The sequence below is a fragment of the Kocuria rosea genome (assembly GCF_006094695.1).
Lineage (GTDB): Bacteria > Actinomycetota > Actinomycetes > Actinomycetales > Micrococcaceae > Kocuria > Kocuria rosea.
Genome location: NZ_CP035103.1, coordinates 228,824 through 247,854 on the forward strand (window position 1 = coordinate 228,824; position 19,031 = coordinate 247,854).

Below are 19,031 nucleotides of genomic sequence, written 5' to 3' on the forward strand. Positions count from 1 at the left end.
AGACATCACCCGTGGAACCCCTGCTGCTGGAGCCCCTCACCCGCTTCCTGACCGTGGAGCACGCCGCGGACCTCACCGGGCTGGCCGCGCGCATCCCGGGCTCGGGGTTCCTCTGCTTCTACCCCAACGACGAGGAGTACACGGGCTTCGTCGACGGCACGGGCCGGCTGTGGTTGCGCGGCGACGACGCCACGCCCGCCCGGGAGCTGCTGGAGGTCCTCGAGCCGCCGTTCCGCATCGCCTATCCGGTGGCCCCGGCCGTCACCGGCGACGAGGAGGCGGTCGTCTCCGCCGGGGTGCTCCAGACCCCCGAGGAGCTGGAGGCCTACCGGGCCCGCTTCGCCGACGTCGAGGGCGAGGCGGACCTCGACCACCAGGCCCACGCCGTGGACGCGGCCGGCCAGCACTGGACCCTCATGGCCGGCACCGAGCCGGGGGAGGTGCTCGCCCTGTGCTTCGGCCGGGACGAGGCGGGGGTGCCCTTCTCCGAGCAGACCACCTTCACCGCCGAGTCCCTGCCCCTGCCGGTCACCGTGGTGGAGCTCGACTGACCGCCGGCCCCTCGGTGACGGGGGCCGGTGCCGCTCCCCGGGTGTGACGGGTCAGGCGGCGTGCGGGACCGCGCCGGTCCGCGCCGGCGCGCCGGCGGCCGCCAGCGCCGCCCGCACCGTGCCGAAGTTCGCCGCCGTCTCCGCCAGCGCACCGTCCACGGTGGAGGCGGCGTCCAGCTCCGCGGCGGCGTGCAGCCGGGCGCGCGTGCCGTGCAGGTGGACGCTGCGCAGGACCGGCACCCACTGGCCGTGCCCGGCGGCGTCGGTCCAGCCCACCAGACCCGCGAAGACCCCGCGGGGCCGCGGCTCCAGCTCACGGATCAGGGACAGGGTCTCCCGGTCCGGGGCGCCGGCGGCCGCACGGTGCAGCGCCACCGCGGCGTGCAGCGCGCTGGTGCCCCGGTGCAGCCTGCCGGTGAGACGGGTCGCCAGGTGCCAGGCGGCGTCGGTGCCCGGCACGCTGGGCTGCCCGGGCACGTGCAGGGACGCGGCGAGCGGTGCCAGGCGGCGGGCCTGGTGCTCGACGACGTGCTGGTGCCGCCGCCGGGCGGCGGGGGAGCGCAGCAGGGACTGCTGGGCGGCCGAGTCGCCCGAGACCGTGGGGTGGCGCGCGGCGCAGCCGGTGTGGGGGTGGGAGGCGAAGCCGGTCGGGCGCACCTCGGCCGTCAGCTCCGGGCCCGCACCGAGGACCGTGCCGCCGTCCCGGGGGCGCACCAGGAAGGCGTGGCCGCCGGCGGCGCGGGCCACCAGCTCCTCCCACAGCCGGTCCAGGTCCGCGGGTGCGGAGAGCTGCAGGTCCAGGGCGCGGGCCAGCACCAGGTGCGGGGCGGCGCCGCGGCCGATGCGGTCCAGGGCCTCGGCGAGCGCCTCGTGGTGGTCGGGGTCCGGCGCCGGGGCGGCGGGCACGAGCTGCCGCGCCAGGGGCACCGGGGCCGTGGGCGCGGGGCGGGGCGCCCACACGGGCCGCTCGGCGAGGAACAGGTCGGCCGGCTCGTCCGGATCGAAGGGGATGGTGCCGCACAGCACCGGCCGGGCCTCCCCGCCGGCCCGGGTGCCGGCCACCGCGCGAGTGACCTCGTCCAGCCGGGCCAGGACCGGATCCACGCCGCCGTCCGTGATCCGTCCGGCGGGCAGCTCCCGGTCCCGGCGGGCGAGGAGGATCCCGTGGCGGCCCGCGAACGCGAAGTCGCCCTCGAGGCCCCGTGCGCCGCTCCCTGCCTCGTCCCGGGGCAGGGGAACGGGCGTGCCGGCGGGGGGCGTCGTGCCACGGAGCATGGGCGGAGCCTTCGGTCGAGCGGACGGGTAAGGGTACCCTCAGTGGTTCGTGGCTCGACTGTAGCAGTCCGTCCGCGGATTAGCTGACACTTCTCTGCCCTAATTCGGCAGCCGGGGCCGCGTGCTCGGCGGCGCGGCCGTCCCGCGGTCCCCGGTGCCCGGCGGCGGGCTGCTCGTGGTGCCCCTATCGGCGGCGTCGCGTCTCCGCGACCGCCAGGAGCCCCCCGACCAGGAACAGCACGGTGGCACCCAGGACGACCAGCAGCGGGACGGTCCACCCGCCGGTGCCGGAGTTCAGCGCCCCGATCAGCGGCGGGCCGACCGTCGCGGCGAGGTAGCCGCTGCCCTGGATGCGGGCGGAGGTGGCGGCGGCCTCGGCGTCGGTCCGGACGATGCGCGCGACGATCGAGAAGATCGTGGTGAAGCCTCCGCCCTGGGCGATGCCGCCGACGGCGGACCACACGAGGTAGCCCTCGGGGGCGATCAGCAGCCCGACGGGAAGGGTGATCCACAGCGCCCCGATGACGGCCACCGGCGCCCACGCCGGGGCGCGGGCGGCCAGGAGGGGCACCCCGAGGGCCCCGGCGATGGCGGCGACCTGGAACAGGGAGGCCCCGGCCCCGGAGGCCGCCAGGCTCAGTCCGCGGGTGTCGGCCAGCAGGGTGGGCAGCCACGCGGTGACGGAGTAGTAGGCGATGGCCTGCCCGCAGAAGGCCAGCGTCAGCCACCAGCCGATGCGCCGGATCTGCGTGGTGCCCCGGGCCTGCCGCAGCGCCCCCGTGGCCGTGTCGGGTTCGGCCGGGGCGGGGGTGGTGCGCGGCGTGCCGGCCCGGCGGCGCGCCACGACCAGCCAGAACACCATGGCCGCCAGCGTCAGCGCGCCCCAGGAGGCCAGCGCCCAGCGCCAGCCGACCAGCGCGGCGAGCGGGGCGGTGCCCAGGGCGGTGATCATCGACCCGAGATTGAGGGCGGCGGTGTAGGCGGCGGTGACCGTGGGGATCCGGCGCCAGGGGACGTCGCGGCGGATGATCACCGGGACCACGATGTTGCCGACGGCGATCGCAGCACCGATGACCACGGTGCCGGCCAGGACCACCGGGGCGGGACCGGCCGAACGGACCACGGTCCCGGCCAGCACGCCGCTCAGGCACACCAGGACCGCGGCCTCCGGGCCGAAGCGTCCGATGAGCTTCGAGGCCAGCGGGGTGGCCAGGGCGAACAGCAGCACCGGCAGCCCCGTGAGCAGGCCCGCGGTCGCCGCCGAGAGCCCGAGGTCGGACTGGAGCTGGGTGATCACGGGGGTCGGGGCGATGATCGGCCCGCGCAGGCTCAGGGCGACGAGCACGATGCCGACGACGACCCACGGCAGGGCGTGCGCGGGCACGGAGCGCTGGCTCATCTCGGTCCTCCCCGACAGTGCGGTGATCTGGTGCAGTGATCTCCTGCCGGCGGGGCAGGTGCTCCTGTCAGCCTGCCAGATCCGGCCCCGGCCTCGGGACGGGTTCCCCTGTTCCCGCATGCATCGGCCAAAATGAATGTGATGTGGATCACATAAATGGACGGGAATGGGATACCATGTCAGGTATGTCTCACCTCAGCCGGCTGCTGGACCTCGGATCGATCTGCCTGGACGAACCGGCGGAGGACTGGCGGGCCGCCATCGCGCTGGCCGGTGGGCTCCTCGAGCGCCAGGGCGCCATCAGTGCCGAGTACACGCAGGCCATGATCACCAGCGTCGAGGAGAACGGCCCGTACATCGTGGTGGCGCCGGGCTTCGCCTTCGCCCACGCCCGGCCCTCGGAGGCGGTCCACCGCACCGCGATGTCCTGGGTCCGGCTGGCCCGGCCGGTGGAGTTCGGGCACGCGGCGAACGACCCCGTGACCCTCGTCGTCGCCCTCTCCGCGAAGGACCAGAAGGAGCACCTCCAGGCCATGCGGACGCTGGCCACGCTGCTGGGCTCGCCGAGGACCCGGACCGCCCTGGACGAGGCGAGGACCCCGGAGGAGGTGCTCGCCGTGCTGACGGAGGAGGCCCCGGCGCCGTCCGGGAGACCGTCGACGACGGACGAGGCGCCGGCCGCGGAGCCGGCGGCGACGACAGCGGCGGAGGCGGGCCCGGACAGTCGCAACAAGATCCTCACCGTCTGCGGCAACGGTCTCGGCACCAGCCTGTTCCTCAAGAACACCCTGGAGCAGGTGCTCGACCACTGGGGGTGGGGCAAGTACCTCACGGTCGAGGCGACCGACACCATCTCGGCCCGCGGCAAGGCCAAGGAGGCCGACCTGATCCTCACCTCCGGGGAGATCGCCCGCACCCTCGGGGACGTCGGCGTCCCCGTGAAGGTGATCGAGAACTTCACCAGCACCACCGAGCTCGACGCCGCCCTGCGTGAGCTCTACGACGTCTAGAAGCAGGTGTTCCCGTGAACTGGCTCGTCAGCATCCCCGAGTTCCTGGTCAGCGAGATCCTCGCCGTCCCGGCGTTCCTCATCGGCATCATCACCGCCGTGGGCCTGGCCGCCCTGCGCAAGAGCACCGGCCAGATCATCGGCGGCGCCATCAAGGCGACCCTCGGCTTCCTGCTGATCGGCGCCGGGGCCACCCTCGTCGTCGCCTCCCTGGAACCCCTGGGCGCCATGATCCTGGGCGCCACCGGGGCCCAGGGCGTGATCCCCACCAACGAGGCCATCGCCGGGATCGCCCAGGCCGAGTACGGGGCCCAGGTCGCGTGGCTGATGATCCTCGGCTTCGCCGTGAGCCTGCTGCTCGCCCGCTTCACCCCGCTGCGCTACGTCTTCCTCACCGGCCACCACGTGCTGTTCATGGCCACGATGCTGACCATCATCCTCGCCACCGCCGGGTACGGCAGCTGGGTGACCGTGGTGCTGGGCGCCGTGCTCCTCGGCATCCTCATGGTCTCCCTCCCGGCGCTCGCCCACCCGTGGACCCGCAGGATCACCGGCGACGACAGCGTCGCCATCGGGCACTTCGGCACCGCCGGCTACATCGCCGCCGGCGCCGTGGGCCAGGTCGTGGGGAAGAAGAGCCGGTCCACCGAGGACACGAAGCTGCCGGAGGGACTGCGCTTCCTCCGCGACTCCATGGTGGCCACCGCCCTGTCCATGGCCCTGATGTACGTGGTCCTCGCCGTGCTCTTCCTCGCCCGGGCCGGGACCGAGGAGGCCTTCACCGCGTTCGAGGGCGGCGCCACCGGGGTCGGCAACTACATCATGATGTCGATCACCCAGGGCCTGCAGTTCGGCGTGGCCGTGGCGGTCATCCTCTTCGGCGTGCGCACCATCCTGGGCGAGCTCGTCCCGGCCTTCCAGGGCATCGCCGCCAAGGTCGTCCCCGGCGCCATCCCGGCCCTCGACGCCCCGATCGTCTTCCCCTACGCGCAGAACGCCGTGCTGCTGGGCTTCATCTCCAGCTTCGTGGGAGGCCTGATCGGGCTGCTCGTCCTCTCCGTCTGGCTCAACCCCACCATCGGCCTCGCCCTGATCCTGCCGGGGCTGGTGCCCCACTTCTTCACCGGCGGCGCGGCCGGCGTCTACGGCAACGCGACCGGAGGGCGTCGCGGGGCCCTCGCCGGCGGCTTCGTCAACGGCCTGATCATCACGTTCCTGCCCGCGTTCCTGCTCTCCGTCCTGGGCGCCTTCGGGGAGGAGAACACCACCTTCGGCGACGCCGACTTCGGCTGGTTCGGGATCGCCGTGGGCTCCGCCGCCAAGATCGGATCCGTCGGCGGCATCGTGGTCATCTCCCTGGTCGGGCTCGGCGTGCTGGCGCTGGCGATCGCGGTGCAGCGCAAGGTGGTCGACACCCACTGGGACCCGGCCGCCGGCCGCGCCTGGCCCGGGACCGCGGGCGCCCCGGAGACCGAGGACGCGGCGGCCCCGGGGGCCGCCCGCTCGTTCCCCAAGATCGCGCCGCCGAAGGGCGCGCCCGCTCCGCCGCCGCCCCCGCGCTGAGCCGCCGGGCCGGCTCCGCCGCAGCCTCGCGCCGATCCGCCGTGCCCGGGATCGTTCGGCGGGCGCCCGGCGGGCTGCGGGGTCAGGAGTTGCGGCCCCGCGCGGCCACGGTCCAGCGCTCCAGCAGGGCGCCCTCGCGCACCACGGCCACGTCGTCGACGAGGTTCATGGTCAGGCACACGTGGTTGGGGATGACGCGCAGGCGCTCGCCGAGGGCGGGCAGCGGGGCGTCCTCGGGCCAGACGACGGTGGCGTGGTGCTCGGACAGGGCCGTGATCCGGGCGTCCGGGTGGTCCATCAGCCGCCCGCAGCCGGTGGCCCAGGCGGGCCGGTCGCTGCCGAGGACCTTGCTGCCGGCGTCCAGAACGGTCCGCCGCGGCACCCCGTTGCCGCCCTCGTGCCGGCTGACCACGGTCGCAGCCACGGTGAGGGCGATGTCCTCGAGGGCGCACCGGCCGAGCTCCAGCTGCTGGGCGTCGCCGAAGACGTAGACCCCCGGCCGCACCTCCGTGGCCGTGGCGCTGTCGGTCAGTAGCGCGCTGGGCGTGGAGCCGCCGCTGCGGCGCCGCACCTCGAAGCCCGCGGCCGCCAGCTGCCCGGCCGCCCGGTCCAGGGCCTGCTGCTCCTGCGCGGCCGCCTCGACCGGCATGCCCGGGGCGTAGCTGTGGCCCGGGAAGGTGAAGACGCCCTCCACGCGCAGCCCCGCCCGGGCCGCCGCCCGGGCGACGTCCGCGGCGTCCTCCGGGCGGACCCCGCTGCGGTGGTGGCCGCTGTCGATCTCCACGACCACGGCCACGTCCCCCGCCGCGTCCCCCAGCTGCTCGCCCATGACGGCGGCGGCCTCGGCGGAGTCCACCCCCACGCTGATCCGGGCCGCGGCGCTCAGCCGGCGCAGGCGCTCCGCCTGGCGCGGGCCGACCCACAGCGGGTACGCGATGAAGAGGTCCTCGGCCCCGTGCGCGGCGAAGACCTCGGCCTCCCCGAGCGTGGCCACGGTCAGCCCGGCCGCGCCGGCGGCGAGCTGCAGCGCCGCGATCTCCGGGACCTTGTGCGTCTTGGCGTGCGGGCGCAGCAGCAGGCCCCGCTCGCGCACGGCCGCGGCCATCCGCGCGATGTTGCGCTCGAGCACGTCCCGGTCGATCAGGACGTCCGGGGTGTCGACCTCTTCGGGGATGCGGTGCATGGGGCTCCTCGTGCCGGGATGCTGATCTGCTGCGCTCTGCCCATGCTAGGACCTGCGGGCCCACGCTCCCGGCGCGGGCGTGCGGCTCAGGCGGCGGGCAGCAGCTCCGACCGGTCGACGACCTCCAGGCCGTGGGCCTCGCCGACCGAGCGGTGCGTCACGTGCCCGGCCATCGTGTTGAGCCCGGCGGCCAGGGCGGGGTCGGCCGCCAGCGCCGCGGTGACACCCTGGTCGGCCAGGGCCGCGGCGTAGCGCAGCGTGACGTTGGTCAGCGCGTAGGTCGAGGTGTTCGGCACCGCGCCGGGCATGTTCGCCACGCAGTAGAAGACGGTGTCGTGCACCGTGAAGACCGGGTCCTGGTGGGTGGTGGGGCGGCTGTCCTCGAAGCACCCGCCCTGGTCCACGGCGATGTCCACCAGGACGCTGCCCGGCTTCATCCGGGCGACCATCTCGTTGGTGACCAGCTTCGGGGCCTTGGCGCCGGGGATCAGCACGGAGCCCACGACGAGGTCCGCCTCGGTCACCGAGCGCTCGATCTCGAACCTGTTCGAGGCGACCGTGCGCAACCGGCCGGCGTACCGGTCGTCGAGCTCGCGCAGGCGGTCCACGTTCACGTCCAGGACGGTGACCTCCGCGCCCAGGCCGACAGCCATCGCCGCGGCGTTGGTGCCGGCCACCCCGGCGCCGATCACGGTGACCTTGGCCGGGCGCACCCCCGGCACCCCGCCCAACAGCACGCCCTTGCCCCCGGCGGGGGCGGTCAGGGCGGCGGCCCCGGCCTGGACGGACAGCCGGCCGGCGACCTCGCTCATGGGGGCCAGCAGGGGCAGCCGCCGGTCGGCGGTCTGGACGGTCTCGTAGGCGATGGCGGTCACCCCGGACTCCAGCAGCGCCGCGGTGAGCTCGGGCTCGGCGGCCAGGTGCAGGTAGGTGAACAGCACCAGGCCCCGCCGGAACCGGTGGTACTCGGAGGCCACGGGCTCCTTGACCTTCAGCACCAGGTCGGCGCGGGCCCACAGCTCGTCGGCGTCGGCCACGAGCTCGGCCCCGGCGGCGGTGTAGTCCTCGTCGGGGATGCCCGAGCCGGTGCCGGCGCCGGCCTCCACGAGAACGCGGTGGCCGTGGGCGACCAGTTCGTGGACCCCTGAGGCGGTGATGGCCACGCGGTGCTCGTTGTTCTTCACTTCACGGGGGACGGAGACGATCATCGGGGTCCTTCTTCCGCAGGAAACGTAGACTGGGTGGAATCAAGCTACGGTTTGCGGCCGTGTCCGTGGGCTTTTTCGCCGATCCTTCGGCAATCGACCGAGAAGTGGCGGAATGATGGACAATGTGAGCCACGACACGCGGCGCCCGTCGCAGGATCTGCGCCCGGCCCCCGAGCTGGACGATCTCGACCGGCGCCTGCTCGCGCTGCTGCGGGAGAACTCCCGGATGACCAACCAGGCGCTCAGCGAGGCCCTCGGCGTGGCCCCGTCCACCTGTCTGGCCCGGATGAAGGGTCTGCAGCGCTCGGGCGTGATCCGCCGCTTCACGGTCGAGGTGGACCCCCGGGCGCTCGGGAGCACCATCGAGGCCCTCATCAGCGTGCGCCTGCGGCCGGGGGCCCGGCACCTGATGTCCGCGTTCGGCGAGGGGCTGAAGTCGGTGCCGGAGGTGTCCCAGTTCTTCTTCCTGGCGGGCTCGGACGACTTCCTGATCCACGTCACGGCGCGGGACACCGACCACATCCGCCAGTTCGTCCTCGAGCACCTGTCCTCCAACCAGGCGGTGGCGGCCACGCAGACCAGCCTGGTGTTCGAGCACGTCCAGGGGTCCGTGCAGATCTGACCGCCCCCGAGACTCTCAGCCGCGGCGGGGCGTCCCGGCCGCGGCGCCCTGCGCGCGGGCCCGCACGGCGGCGGCCGCCTCCTCGGCCACGAGGTCCGCGTTGATCGCGGCGGCCGCGCCGACCCCCGCTCCCGCCGCGGAGGAGACCATGGCCGAGAGGTCGCCGGCGTTGCCGGCCGCCCACACCCCGGGGACGTCGGTGCTGCCCATCGGGCCCGTGGCGATGAGCGCCCCCGCGGGGTGGTCGGTCAGGGTGCCGCCGAGCTGTTCGTACAGCTCGGCCCGGGCCGCGAACCGGGGCGCCACGACCAGGGCGTCCACCGGGACCTCCTGCCCGTCGGCGAGGACCACGGCGCGCAGCGCGTCCCCCTCGGCGCGCAGCCGCTGCACGGGCCCCTCGACCACCCGGATCCCGAGGGCGGAGAGCTGCTCCCAGGCCTCGGGGCCGGGGTCCGGCATCCGGTGCGGGAAGAAGGCGACGTCCTCGCTGAGCTGCCGGAAGAGCAGCGTCTGGTGGATGCTCATGGGTCCCGCGCCGAGCACGCCGATGCGCCGGCCGCGGACCTCCCACCCGTGGCAGTAGGGGCAGTGCAGCACGCTCCGCCCCCACAGCTCGGCCACGCCGGGCACGTCGGGCAGCTCGTCGACCAGTCCGGTGGCGAGCAGCAGCCGCCGCGCGCGCAGCACGCCGCCGCCGGCGAGACCGACCGTGAACCCCTCCTCCTCCGCCCGGGCGGTGACGGCGCGGTCCCGGAGGATCTCCGCCCCGTACTGCTCCGCCTCCCGCCGGCCGGCGGCCAGCAGCTCGAGCGGCGGGATCCCCTCCCGGCCGAGGAGGTTGTGCGCGCCGTCGGCCGGGGCGTTGCGGGGTTCGCCCGCGTCCACCACGACCACCGAGCGCAGGGAGCGCGCCAGGGCGACGGCGGCGCTCAGGCCGGCCGCGCCGCCTCCGACGACGACGACGTCGTACGCGGAAATGCTGTTCATGGTCCGTGTCCTCTCGTGCTGGTGGTTCATGCCCGGTGCGCCGCCCAGACGATGCGTCCGGCGCGCAGCACCAGGTCCTCCCGGTGCAGGGCCGCGCCGGGGGAGTCCTCGGTGAGCAGGTGCTCGAGGGCGAGCAGGTCGTCGGCGGCCAACCGGCCGGCGAGGACCGGGAGGGCGCGGCGCAGCCAGAGGTCCGCCCAGCGCCCCGTGCCGGGCGGGGCCGGCAGCGCCTCGACGCTGAACCGGCGCCGACCCGCCGGCCGGAAGCCGGCCTTCTCCAGACGGGGTCCCCAGTCGGGCACGGCGTTCCAGTGGGCCCGGGAGAGGACCTCGTGGCAGCGGCGCTCCAGGCCCGGGCGGCCGATCCCGATGTCCTCGGGCAGGAACCGCGGCAGCGCGTCCATCTCCACGACCGCCAGGAGACCGCCGGGGCGCATCCCGGCATGGAGCTCGCGCAGCAGCCGGTCCGGCGCGGCGAGCTCGTGCAGCGAGGAGGCCGCCCAGGCGAGGTCGACCGCCCCGACCTCGGGCCAGGCGGTGTCCAGATCGGCCTGCACCGTGCGGATCCGGTCGGACGGGCCCGGTGCGCCGGCCGCGGCGCGGAGCCGCTCGAGCCTCGGTGCCGACCGGTCGATCGCGACGATCTGCGCCGACGGGAAGCGGCGGGCCAGGAGCCGGCTGCCGGGCCCGGTGCCCGCGCCGATGTCCGCGACCGTGCCCGGCGCGCTGCGGACCTGCTGGGCGACCCAGTCGAGGACCTCCTCCAGCAGCGGGCCCAGGATCTCGGCGTCCAGCTCGAGCAGCTCGGCCAGTCCGTCGTCGTCGTGCTGTGCGAGGTGGGTGTGGTGCCCCGCCGTCGGGTGCGGGGAGTCGTGCGGTGTCATGCCTCCACGGTAGGCGCAAAATGCCTTTGAGGCATACACTCTTGCCCATGACGCAAGAACTCGACCTGGACGCCGTGATTCGCCGCCGTATCCGCGGTCTCCGGCTGGCGCGCGGCTGGTCCCTGGACGCGCTCGCGGCCCGGTGCCACCTCAGCCCGTCCACGCTGAGCCGGCTCGAGACCGGGCACCGCAGGATCGCTCTCGACCAGCTGGTGCCCATCGCCCGGGCGCTCGACACCTCGCTCGACCAGCTCGTCGAGTCCCCCGAGGACGAGGACGTGGTGATCCGCCCGCAGCCCAGCAGCACGCCGGGGCTGACCATGTGGTTGCTGTCCTCCGAGCGGGCCCTGCACGGGATGACCGTGGCCAAGATGCGCATCCTGCCGGGCCCGCCGCCCGCACCGGACCGGCTGGCGGTGCACCCGGGCCGGGACTGGTTCACCGTGCTCTCCGGGACCGCCCGTCTGTATCTGGGCGAGCGGGTCGTGGTGGTCGAGGCCGGTCAGGCGGCGCAGTTCTCCACGATGGTCCCGCACGCCATCGTGGCGCAGGGCGGGCCGGTGGAGATCCTCACCGTGCTCGACCACGACGGCGAGCGCGCCCATCTGCACGCGGACGAGCCTGCCGAGGACCGGAGGGCGCCGGCGCCGGCCGACCGCCCGGCACCCGGCCAGGACGGACCCGACCCGGCCGGGTGAGGTGCGGCCGGGGCCGCCGGGGCGCCCGGCCGGCGGGCCGCTCGGCTCAGGCGCCCGGTGCCGCCGGCGCCCTCGGCGCGCCCCGACCGCCCGCGCCGCGCGGCCGGACCGGCCGGGCCCGGGAACTGCGGGATCAGCGCCACCGACCCGGCGGCGACCAGGGCCACGGCGGCGAAGACGATGAAGTTCCACTGGAACGGCAGGGCCATCGAACCGATCCAGCCGCCGATGAGCGGGCCCGAGATCGCGCCGATCCGGGCGAAGGACAGGGCCCAGCCGGTGGCGGTGGCCCGGGAGTGGGCGGGGTAGTACTCGGCCACCCAGCCGGTGAGCACCAGCGAGGTGGAGATCGAGCCGATGCCGGCCAGGGCCACGAACACGTAGTTGACCACGATGCTGTTGGGGAACATCAGCAGCAGGATCCCCGCCCCGCCCAGCAGGTAGAAGACCACCAGGATCAGCTTCTTGCCGTAGGCGTCCGCGGCGCGGCCCAGGGCGATGCCGCCGGCGGCCGAGGCGAGGCTGAAGACCACCAGGAACGTCAGGGCCGGGCCGAGCTCGTAGCCGGCCGAGCGCATGATCGAGGGCAGCCACGTGTTGAGGCCGTAGACCAGGACCATGCCGCAGAACAGGGAGACCCAGAAGAACACCGTGGCGGTCAGGTAGCCGCCGGAGAACATCGCCGCCAGGGACTGCTTCCAGCCGACGGATCGCGCCTTCGCCTCCTCGGAGCGCACCGGCGTCCAGTCGCCCTCGACGAACGGTGTCACGTGCAGCCGCGCGGCCAGGCGGGCGGCCTCCTCGCGGCGGCCCTTGCCCATGAGGTACTCGAGGGACTCGGGCAGCAGCCTGGCCACCAGCGGCAGCAGGACCACGGGCAGGAACCCGACGCCGACCACCCAGCGCCAGCCCAGCGTGGGCAGCAGGACGATCGCCACGAGCGCGGCGGCCAGGATGCCGAGGGAGTAGCCGGAGTACATCACGCCGTAGTTGAAGGACCGGCGCCGCGGCGCCGAGTACTCGATGGTCAGGGCCGCGGCCACCGGGATGATCCCGCCCATGCCCAGGCCGCCGAGCAGCCGGAAGAGCCCGAAGACCTCCGGGGTGGGGGCCAGCGCGGCGCCCAGCTGCATGGTGGTGAAGATGGCCATCGAGACCAGCAGCATCCTCCTCCGGCCGATCCGGTCCGAGAGCGTGCCGATGACCATGGCCCCGATGAGCATGCCGACGAGGGCGTAGGAGCCGAGGCCGCCGAGCTCCAGCGGGGTGAGGTCCCACTCCCGGTGCTCCGCGAGGGCGGGCAGCACGGCGCCGAGCACGCCGACGTCGTACCCCTCGGCCAGGATCGCGAGCCAGCAGGCGAGCAGCACCCGGTTGGTGGTCCTCGGCGGGACGGGCCACGCGGCGGTGGTGGGACTGGTCATGCGGGGAAGTCCTTCGAAAGGCGGCGGGACGCCGGGGCGCCGGGCGGGGCGCGGGCGCTCGCCGGGGTGACCGGGACCCCTCGATTCTAGGGAACGCCCGGGGCGGGACGGTGGCGCCGGACGGGTGGCGGGGCCGGTGCGAATAATTGCCGTCCCCGCCCGGTTGTACAGTCGAACAGGCGCCGCCCGCTCGAGGGCGCGCCGTCCCCGCCTCGATCCAGGACCGTGAGATGACCTGTGCCCTGCCGTCCGTCCGGACGCCCCCGACCGTCCCGCCCGTCTCCGCCGGGGGCGACGACGACGCCCGCTGCCTCGGGGTGGACATCGGCGGAACGACCATCAAGTACGCGGTGGTGGACCCGGTCCGCGGCACCACCGTGGGCCCGGTGCGCCGGGTGCCCACGCCCGCGCCGGCCACCCCGGCCGCGGTGGTGGCCGTCCTGCGCGGGGTCCTGGAGAAGCTGGAGCGCGCGCCCGGGCCGGGCGTGCCCCTGGCCGGGGTCGGCGTGGGCGTCCCGGCGATCATCGACCACGGCATCGCCCGCTCCGCCGCCCACCTCGACGACTCCTGGATCGGCACGGACGCCCGGGAGCTGCTCGCCGCCGGACTGGGGCGCGAGGTCGCGGTGCTCAACGACGCCGACGCCGCCGGGCTGGCCGAGGTGCGCTTCGGCGCCGCCCGGGGCGCGAGCGGGACGGTGCTGGTGATCACGCTGGGCACCGGGATCGGCTCGGCGCTGTTCCTGGACGGGGAGCTGATCCCCAACAGTGAGTTCGGCCACGTGTGGCTGGACGGCCGGGACGTGGACGGCTGGGCCGGCGCCTCCGCCCGGATGGAGGAGGCCCTGGACTGGCCGACCTACACGGACCGGCTCCAGCGCTACCTGTCCCACCTCGAGCGCCTGATCTCCCCGGATCTCATCGTCCTCGGCGGAGGCATCAGCGAACGGCACCAGGAGTTCCTGCCGCACCTGCGGCTGCGCGCCCGCGTGGCCCCCGCGCAGCTGCGCAACGCCGCCGGCATCGTCGGCGCCGGCCGCCAGGCCCACCTCGGCGCCCTGCGGGCGTCCGGCCTCGTCGGCAGCCGCTGAGCCGGATCGGGGCATCAGCCCCTGGTGTGCTCCGGCATCGGGGGAGCCTCATCGGGCCGCCGGGCGGTCTCCCGGGCGTCCCGCGGGCCGGTGCCCGCGGCGGTGGACCGCCGTTCCGGCAACGCACCGGGCCGCCCCCGGTCCTGCTGCTCCAGCCGGCAGAGCGCGGCGTTGTTCATGTTGATCGTGATCACGGCATCGACCCCTCGTAGCTCATGTCAGTGAATGTAGGCGCGCGGCGGGGCCGCACCGCAGACCGCGGGGCGTTCCGTGCGTCACACTCGGCTGTGCCGTCTGTCCGCCCAGGTCAGAAGAGGGTCGGGGGCTCGGTGACTGTGACTCTGTGACGCCCCGCGACGCCCGGGGCGCCGGAGTCTGCAAGTTCGTGCACCGCGGCCGGCGGGCCGTGGACCGATGCGAAGGACTCTTCCCCTGTGTGACGTGGCTCTCTATCATGGGAAGGGACAGCGTGGTCGAGCACACCCGCCCGGCACCGGGACCTTCTGCAGCTCCCGATGCGCTCGCACGACTGGAGATCCCCGCCATGAGCCTTTCCGAACTGACCCCTGTTCCCGACGACACGGGACCCCTCGACGTCCTCCCCGGCATCGGCGTGGGTCCGGTGGTCGACCCGATCTCGTCCATCACCGTCTCCCACGTGGCGCGCTACCGGATGCGCACCGACCGCGCGGGGCTGAACCTGCGGGCGGGCGAGATGGTGCTGTGCGCGCCCTACGACCCGGTCGAGCTGGGCATGGTCGTCCTGGTGCGCTGCGAGGCTGACGGGTACAGCCCGGGCGCCCTGGTCCCGGCGTCCGACGTCGAGTACCTCGAACCGGCCGGCCCGTCCTTCGGCCCGTTCGTCTGGGGCACTCCCGGCGTCCGCGGCTGAACGCCGCGTCCCGCCCGACTGCCGCCGCGCCCGTCCTCGGGCCCGCGGCGGGGCAGGTCTCCGGCTAGGCCTCGGTGAGGGCGTCCGCCTTGTGGGTCGCGCGGGCCCCGGAGCTGTCGGACTCCACGATGTAGTGCGGATCGTCCGTGCTCGCGCGGTACGTGCGTCCGTCGAGCTCGAAGTCCTCGGTCTTCTTCTCGACGACCTTCCCCTCGGTCCTGCCCTGCGGGGTGTTCCACGTGACCCTGGTGCCCTTGTTCAGGCTCATCCGCTGCTCCTCTGCTCGTCGGTTCCGGAGCTCGTCCGGTCCGGTGCGCGTGCGCCCCGGGGCCGCCGGCCGTGCGCCGTCCTCAGCCTACGGAGCGCTCCGCGTCCCGGCTAGCGCGCCGCGGCGGCCGGCTCGAGAGCGGCCGGGTCCTCGCGCGGATCGCGGGCGTCCCGCGCGTCGTCGTCGGCGTCCCGGTCCTCGTCGTCGACGCGCGGCGCGGCGGGCTCGTCGGCGGTGACCACGAAGCGGCCCTCGGCGAGGGCCTCCGGCTCGACGTCCTGCTCGATCGTGGTGGCCAGCGGCTCCTCGGCGACGAAGCACAGCACGGCGGCCGCCAGCAGGCCCAGGGGCATGATCCACAGGTAGATGGGCGTCAGGGCGTCGTTGTAGGAGGTCACGATCGGGTCCTGCAGCGCCTGCGGCAGGGACGCGACCACGGCGGGGGTGAGCGAGTTGGCACCCCCGGCGCCGCCCTCGAGCGCGGCCGCCGGGACGCGCTCGGCCATCAGCTCGGCCAGCCGGCTCGCGAAGACGCTGCCGACCACTCCCGAGCCGAGGGTGGCGCCGATCTGGCGGAAGAAGTTGTTCGCCGCGGTGGCCGTGCCGACCTGGCGCAGGGGGAAGGTGTTCTGCACGATCAGCACGAGCACCTGCATGGACAGGCCCAGACCCAGGCCGAGGACCGCGATGTAGAGGCACACGTGCCACACCCCCTGCTCGGAGGTCAGGGTGGCGAGCAGCCCCATGGCCGCGGCCACGATCACGCTGCCGGCCACCGGCAGCCACTTGTAGCGCCCGGTCCGGCTCACGGCCTGACCGGCGAGCACCGAGGTCACGAGCATCGTGCCCATCATCGGCACCATCAGCAGCCCGGACCGGGTGGCGTCGACGCCGAAGACCATCTGCAGGTAGGTGGGCAGGTAGCCGAGGGCCCCGAACATCGCCACGCCGGTGAGCAGACCGGCGAGGGTGGTGAGGACGAAGTTGCGCTCGCGGAACAGGTGCATCGGGATGATGGGCTCGGCGGTGCGCCGCTCCACGGCCACGAACGCCGCGGCGGCCACGAGCGTCCCGGCGATCAGCCCGAGGATCACGGGGTCGGTCCAGGCGTACTTGCCGCCGCCCCAGGTGGCGAACAGGACCAGGCAGGTCGTGGCCACGGCCAGCAGCACCATGCCGCCGATGTCCAGGCGCGGCCGGCCGCTGTGCCGGGGCAGCTTGAGGAACAGGACGGCCCCGGCCAACGCGAGCAGCCCGAGCGGGATGTTGATCCAGAAGACCCAGCGCCAGCCGGGCCCCTCGGTGAAGAACCCGCCGAGCAGCGGGCCGGCCACCGAGGACACCGCGAACACCCCGCCCATGACGCCCATGTACTTGCCGCGCTCCCGGGCCGGGACCACGTCGGCGATGGCGGCCTGGGAGAGGATGATCAGCCCGCCGCCGCCGAGACCCTGGATCGCGCGGGCCGCGATGAGGACCTCGATGGTGCCGGCGAGCGCGCCGACCACGGAGCCGGCCATGAACACCAGGATCGCGCCCAGGAGCAGGGGCTTGCGGCCCATCAGGTCCCCGAGCTTGCCGTACACGGGCATCATGATCGTCGAGGCCAGGATGTAGGCCGTGATCACCCACAGCATCTCGTCGACCCCGTTGAGCTCGCCCACGATCGTGGGCAGCGCCGTGCTGAGGACGGTCTGGTTCAGCGCGGCCAGCAGCATGGAGAGCATCAGGCCGACGAAGAGCAGCGCGAGGTGCCGGGAGCCGGAGCCCGGTTCGGCGCGGTGGGCGGGGGTGCGGGTCATGAGAGCTTCTCCTGGAGACGGTGGAGGAGGGAGAGCGCCGACTCGTGGTCCTCGGTCGGCAGGCCGTGCGCCGGGGAGTAGCTCTCGGCGGTGATGGCGAAGCGCAGCGGGACGCCGCCGAGCAGGACCAGCATCCGGGCGACCTCGTCCACGCGGTGCTCCCCGATCCCGGCCGACCACGCGGGGTCCCGGGCCAGCAGCTCCGCGAGGGTGTGGCGCACCAGGGTCTCGGCCTCGAGCATCAGCTCGTGCCGGCGGCGGCCCAGGCTCGGGTGGTCCTGCAGCAGCCTCCGGCGCCGCTCGGCGTCCCGTCCCGCGTAGGCGCTGCGGGAGACGGCCAGCAGCAGGCGCGAGACCTGGCCCAGCAGGTCGTGCTCGAGGGAGAAGCCGTCCAGCAGCTCGGGGTCCAGCGAGGGGGCCCGCATGCCCAGGACGGCGTCCTCCTTGGCGGGGAAGTAGTTGAAGAAGGTCCGCGGGGAGACGCCCGCCGCCGCGGCCACGGCCTCCACCGTGGTGCCCTCCACCCCGTGCTGCACCGCGAGGGCGGCGGCCGCCTCGTGGATCGCGGACCAGGTCTCGGCCTTCTTGCGGGCGCGCAGGGTGGGAGGGGAGTCGTCATTCACGCCCATATTTTTGCACTTCTGCAAGTTTTGCACAACTGCAATATTTCCCGGGGTGCCCGCCGGGGCGGCCGGGCCCGCACGGCGGCGCGGGCCGGGCCCGCCGGCTCAGTCCTTCAGGGGGTCGTGGCCCCAGTTCATCAGGGAGTAGCGCCACCGGGTCTCGCGCACGTCCCCGTCGGGGCGCTGGGCCAGGTGGCGGTGGACGTAGCCGACCACCTTGCGCATGTGCTCGTGGTCGGCCTCGGTGCGCTCGCCCTTCGGCTTCTGCAGGATCTCCACGATCCGCCGCCCGGAGCGGTGGCCCACCGACTCCCCGCCGTCGTCCTGGCCCACCGAGGTGGACTCGTCGGTGTCCAGCCACGTCGACAGCTGCTTTGCGGTCATGTTGACGGCCTCGTCGAAGTCCTTGCCGGTGGTGTCGTCCTGCTCGCCCATGCCCTGCTCCTCGCTCTCGGACCGGGCGGCCGCCGTGTCGCCGCGCGCCCTCGGCGCCCGGGCACCCCGGGCACGAGGCCCAACCTACCGGCGGACCGGGGTGCCGGCGAGCAGTCGCCGGTGTCGAGCGCGGTGCCGCCGGCGGGCGGGTGCGGACGCCGCACCGGGCCGGGGCTACGCCGCGACGCCCACCTGGATCAGGGTGTTCCAGGGGTCCTCGAAGCGCAGCACGGCGCCGTCGTGCCGGGTGGGGATCCGGTGGTCCGCGAGCCGGGACGCCAGGGCCGCGACGTCGTCGGCGTCCGGCAGGTCGATGTTGACCTGGCCGAGCCCCAGCGACGCCGCACGCGGGCCGGCCCCGGCGCTCTGCCAGGTGTTGAGCGCGATGTGGTGGTGGTAGCCGCCGGCGGCGATGAACAGGGCGGAGCCGATGTCGCTCATCACCTCGAAGCCCAGGACGTCCACGTAGAACTGCCGGCCCAGCGGGATGTCACCCACCTGCAGGTGCACATGTCCCAGGGTGGCCGGCGGCGCCGGGGGCCGCCCGCCTTGCTCGGCCAGGTGCTCCTGCAGGAACCCGTTCGGGTCCAGTGGGTTGGAGGCCAGCGTCAGCAGGCCGGTGGGCTCCCGCCGCCACGTCTCGCGGGGACGGTCCGTGTAGAGCTCCACCCCGTTGCCCTCGGGGTCGTCGAAGTAGAAGGCCTGGCTGTAGAGGTGGTCGGCGCTGCCGGTGAAGGAGCGGGGCGCCACGGTCGCCACGGACGCGAGCGCTGCGGCCAGGGCCGGCTCGTCGTCGAAGACCACTGCGGTGTGGAACAAACCGGCCTGCCCGCGGCGGGCCGGCGGGAGCTCCTTGACCTGGCGCAGCCGCACGACCGTCCGGCCGTCCCGGCCCAGGACCGCGGTGTCCCCGGCGTGGGCGAGCACGTCGAGGGTGACGGCGTCCGAGTAGTAGGCGACCATCGTGTCCAGGTCGGAGACCAGCAGCTCCACCGCGCCCATCCGGGTGTCCGCGGACAGCAGGTCCTCGGCGGGGCGCTTCGTCAGGCTCTGGGGAGCGGGGTTCTGGGGAAAGATCGGCATCGCGGGGTTCTCCGTCGGCAGGGGCGGCGCACTG

The 19,031-nt window shown here is 74.4% G+C and carries 19 protein-coding genes and 1 pseudogene; 7 read left to right on the forward strand and 13 right to left on the reverse strand.

Annotated elements, in window-relative coordinates; genetic code table 11:
• Positions 1-11: 11 nt before the first annotated feature.
• Positions 12-551, forward strand: coding sequence for a hypothetical protein (locus EQG70_RS01035; RefSeq protein WP_095650699.1), 540 nt, complete (start codon positions 12-14; stop codon positions 549-551).
• 51 nt (positions 552-602) lie between these two features.
• On the opposite strand, the gene EQG70_RS01040 is transcribed toward EQG70_RS01035, so the two are convergent.
• Positions 603-1,826, reverse strand: a complete 1,224-nt coding sequence (locus tag EQG70_RS01040) for a chorismate-binding protein (RefSeq protein ID WP_095650700.1) — start codon at positions 1,824-1,826, stop codon at positions 603-605.
• A 184-nt stretch (positions 1,827-2,010) separates the two neighbouring features.
• Positions 2,011-3,225, reverse strand: coding sequence for an MFS transporter (locus EQG70_RS01045; RefSeq protein WP_109268995.1), 1,215 nt, complete (start codon positions 3,223-3,225; stop codon positions 2,011-2,013).
• A gap of 185 nt (positions 3,226-3,410) precedes the next feature.
• On the opposite strand from EQG70_RS01045, the gene EQG70_RS01050 reads away from it, so the two are divergent.
• On the forward strand, positions 3,411-4,235 hold the full coding sequence (locus EQG70_RS01050; protein ID WP_017831893.1) for a PTS sugar transporter subunit IIAB: 825 nt from the start codon (positions 3,411-3,413) through the stop codon (positions 4,233-4,235).
• A 14-nt stretch (positions 4,236-4,249) separates the two neighbouring features.
• Positions 4,250-5,797 carry a PTS ascorbate transporter subunit IIC gene (locus EQG70_RS01055; protein ID WP_109268994.1) on the forward strand — a complete coding sequence of 516 codons (1,548 nt, stop codon included), beginning with the start codon at positions 4,250-4,252 and terminating at the stop codon, positions 5,795-5,797.
• 82 nt (positions 5,798-5,879) lie between these two features.
• Here the strand turns inward: EQG70_RS01055 and EQG70_RS01060 are convergent, their stop codons facing one another.
• Complete coding sequence (locus EQG70_RS01060; RefSeq protein WP_109268993.1) at positions 5,880-6,980, reverse strand: alanine racemase; 1,101 nt, start codon at positions 6,978-6,980, stop codon at positions 5,880-5,882.
• Positions 6,981-7,066: 86 nt separating this feature from the next.
• Positions 7,067-8,188: an alanine dehydrogenase gene (gene ald / locus EQG70_RS01065; RefSeq protein WP_109268992.1), complete on the reverse strand. Its 1,122-nt coding sequence runs from the start codon at positions 8,186-8,188 to the stop codon at positions 7,067-7,069.
• 115 nt (positions 8,189-8,303) lie between these two features.
• Between ald and EQG70_RS01070 the strand changes: the two genes are divergently transcribed.
• Complete coding sequence (locus EQG70_RS01070) at positions 8,304-8,810, forward strand: Lrp/AsnC family transcriptional regulator (RefSeq protein WP_051063696.1); 507 nt, start codon at positions 8,304-8,306, stop codon at positions 8,808-8,810.
• 15 nt (positions 8,811-8,825) lie between these two features.
• Here EQG70_RS01070 and EQG70_RS01075 read toward each other — a convergent pair whose 3' ends face one another.
• Both EQG70_RS01075 and EQG70_RS01080 read right to left on the reverse strand, forming a co-directional pair.
• Positions 8,826-9,797, reverse strand: a complete 972-nt coding sequence (locus tag EQG70_RS01075) for an NAD(P)/FAD-dependent oxidoreductase (RefSeq protein ID WP_109268991.1) — start codon at positions 9,795-9,797, stop codon at positions 8,826-8,828.
• 26 nt (positions 9,798-9,823) lie between these two features.
• The gene (locus EQG70_RS01080) at positions 9,824-10,681 is read right to left on the reverse strand and encodes a class I SAM-dependent methyltransferase (RefSeq protein WP_109268990.1); all 858 of its coding nucleotides are present in this window, start codon (positions 10,679-10,681) and stop codon (positions 9,824-9,826) included.
• Between the two features lie 47 nt (positions 10,682-10,728).
• On the opposite strand from EQG70_RS01080, the gene EQG70_RS01085 reads away from it, so the two are divergent.
• Positions 10,729-11,379, forward strand: a complete 651-nt coding sequence (locus EQG70_RS01085) for an XRE family transcriptional regulator (protein WP_043738261.1) — start codon at positions 10,729-10,731, stop codon at positions 11,377-11,379.
• A 125-nt stretch (positions 11,380-11,504) separates the two neighbouring features.
• On the opposite strand, the pseudogene EQG70_RS01090 reads toward EQG70_RS01085, so the two are convergent.
• Positions 11,505-12,803: pseudogene (locus EQG70_RS01090) on the reverse strand (MFS transporter); the annotation flags it as partial.
• Positions 12,804-13,033: 230 nt separating this feature from the next.
• Between EQG70_RS01090 and ppgK the strand changes: the two are divergent.
• Positions 13,034-13,894: a polyphosphate--glucose phosphotransferase gene (gene ppgK / locus EQG70_RS01095; RefSeq protein WP_109268989.1), complete on the forward strand. Its 861-nt coding sequence runs from the start codon at positions 13,034-13,036 to the stop codon at positions 13,892-13,894.
• A 14-nt stretch (positions 13,895-13,908) separates the two neighbouring features.
• On the opposite strand, the gene EQG70_RS01100 is transcribed toward ppgK, so the two are convergent.
• Entirely contained in the window at positions 13,909-14,088 is a 180-nt protein-coding gene (locus EQG70_RS01100; protein WP_017831905.1) for a hypothetical protein, read from the reverse strand.
• Positions 14,089-14,438: 350 nt separating this feature from the next.
• Here EQG70_RS01100 and EQG70_RS01105 point away from each other — a divergent pair, with 350 nt between their 5' ends.
• Positions 14,439-14,786 (forward strand): hypothetical protein, encoded by a 348-nt coding sequence (locus tag EQG70_RS01105; protein ID WP_017831906.1) that lies wholly within the window; start codon positions 14,439-14,441, stop codon positions 14,784-14,786.
• Positions 14,787-14,850: 64 nt separating this feature from the next.
• On the opposite strand, the gene EQG70_RS01110 is transcribed toward EQG70_RS01105, so the two are convergent.
• From EQG70_RS01110 to EQG70_RS01130, 5 genes are all read right to left on the reverse strand, one after another.
• Positions 14,851-15,054 carry a hypervirulence associated TUDOR domain-containing protein gene (locus tag EQG70_RS01110; protein ID WP_017831907.1) on the reverse strand — a complete coding sequence of 68 codons (204 nt, stop codon included), beginning with the start codon at positions 15,052-15,054 and terminating at the stop codon, positions 14,851-14,853.
• 110 nt (positions 15,055-15,164) lie between these two features.
• On the reverse strand, positions 15,165-16,856 hold the full coding sequence (locus EQG70_RS01115; RefSeq protein ID WP_109268988.1) for an MDR family MFS transporter: 1,692 nt from the start codon (positions 16,854-16,856) through the stop codon (positions 15,165-15,167).
• Positions 16,853-17,479: a TetR family transcriptional regulator gene (locus EQG70_RS18260; RefSeq protein WP_244296631.1), complete on the reverse strand. Its 627-nt coding sequence runs from the start codon at positions 17,477-17,479 to the stop codon at positions 16,853-16,855. Before EQG70_RS18260 ends, EQG70_RS01115 begins: the two co-directional genes overlap by 4 nt.
• A gap of 105 nt (positions 17,480-17,584) precedes the next feature.
• Positions 17,585-17,914, reverse strand: coding sequence for a DUF3140 domain-containing protein (locus EQG70_RS01125; RefSeq protein WP_109244366.1), 330 nt, complete (start codon positions 17,912-17,914; stop codon positions 17,585-17,587).
• A gap of 174 nt (positions 17,915-18,088) precedes the next feature.
• Positions 18,089-18,997 carry a VOC family protein gene (locus EQG70_RS01130; RefSeq protein WP_095650719.1) on the reverse strand — a complete coding sequence of 303 codons (909 nt, stop codon included), beginning with the start codon at positions 18,995-18,997 and terminating at the stop codon, positions 18,089-18,091.
• Between the last annotated feature and the right edge of the window lie 34 nt (positions 18,998-19,031).

Coding starts and splice junctions, on each gene's coding strand:
- EQG70_RS01080 (WP_109268990.1), bottom strand. CDS start 10,681: ATGACACCGCACGACTCCCCGCACCCGACGGCGGGGCACCACACCCAC.
- ald (WP_109268992.1), bottom strand. CDS start 8,188: ATGATCGTCTCCGTCCCCCGTGAAGTGAAGAACAACGAGCACCGCGTG.
- ppgK (WP_109268989.1), top strand. CDS start 13,034: ATGACCTGTGCCCTGCCGTCCGTCCGGACGCCCCCGACCGTCCCGCCC.
- EQG70_RS01110 (WP_017831907.1), bottom strand. CDS start 15,054: ATGAGCCTGAACAAGGGCACCAGGGTCACGTGGAACACCCCGCAGGGC.
- EQG70_RS01125 (WP_109244366.1), bottom strand. CDS start 17,914: ATGGGCGAGCAGGACGACACCACCGGCAAGGACTTCGACGAGGCCGTC.
- EQG70_RS01105 (WP_017831906.1), top strand. CDS start 14,439: ATGAGCCTTTCCGAACTGACCCCTGTTCCCGACGACACGGGACCCCTC.
- EQG70_RS01050 (WP_017831893.1), top strand. CDS start 3,411: ATGTCTCACCTCAGCCGGCTGCTGGACCTCGGATCGATCTGCCTGGAC.
- EQG70_RS01070 (WP_051063696.1), top strand. CDS start 8,304: ATGGACAATGTGAGCCACGACACGCGGCGCCCGTCGCAGGATCTGCGC.
- EQG70_RS01085 (WP_043738261.1), top strand. CDS start 10,729: ATGACGCAAGAACTCGACCTGGACGCCGTGATTCGCCGCCGTATCCGC.
- EQG70_RS01115 (WP_109268988.1), bottom strand. CDS start 16,856: ATGACCCGCACCCCCGCCCACCGCGCCGAACCGGGCTCCGGCTCCCGG.
- EQG70_RS01045 (WP_109268995.1), bottom strand. CDS start 3,225: ATGAGCCAGCGCTCCGTGCCCGCGCACGCCCTGCCGTGGGTCGTCGTC.
- EQG70_RS01075 (WP_109268991.1), bottom strand. CDS start 9,797: ATGAACAGCATTTCCGCGTACGACGTCGTCGTCGTCGGAGGCGGCGCG.
- EQG70_RS01040 (WP_095650700.1), bottom strand. CDS start 1,826: ATGCTCCGTGGCACGACGCCCCCCGCCGGCACGCCCGTTCCCCTGCCC.
- EQG70_RS01060 (WP_109268993.1), bottom strand. CDS start 6,980: ATGCACCGCATCCCCGAAGAGGTCGACACCCCGGACGTCCTGATCGAC.
- EQG70_RS01130 (WP_095650719.1), bottom strand. CDS start 18,997: ATGCCGATCTTTCCCCAGAACCCCGCTCCCCAGAGCCTGACGAAGCGC.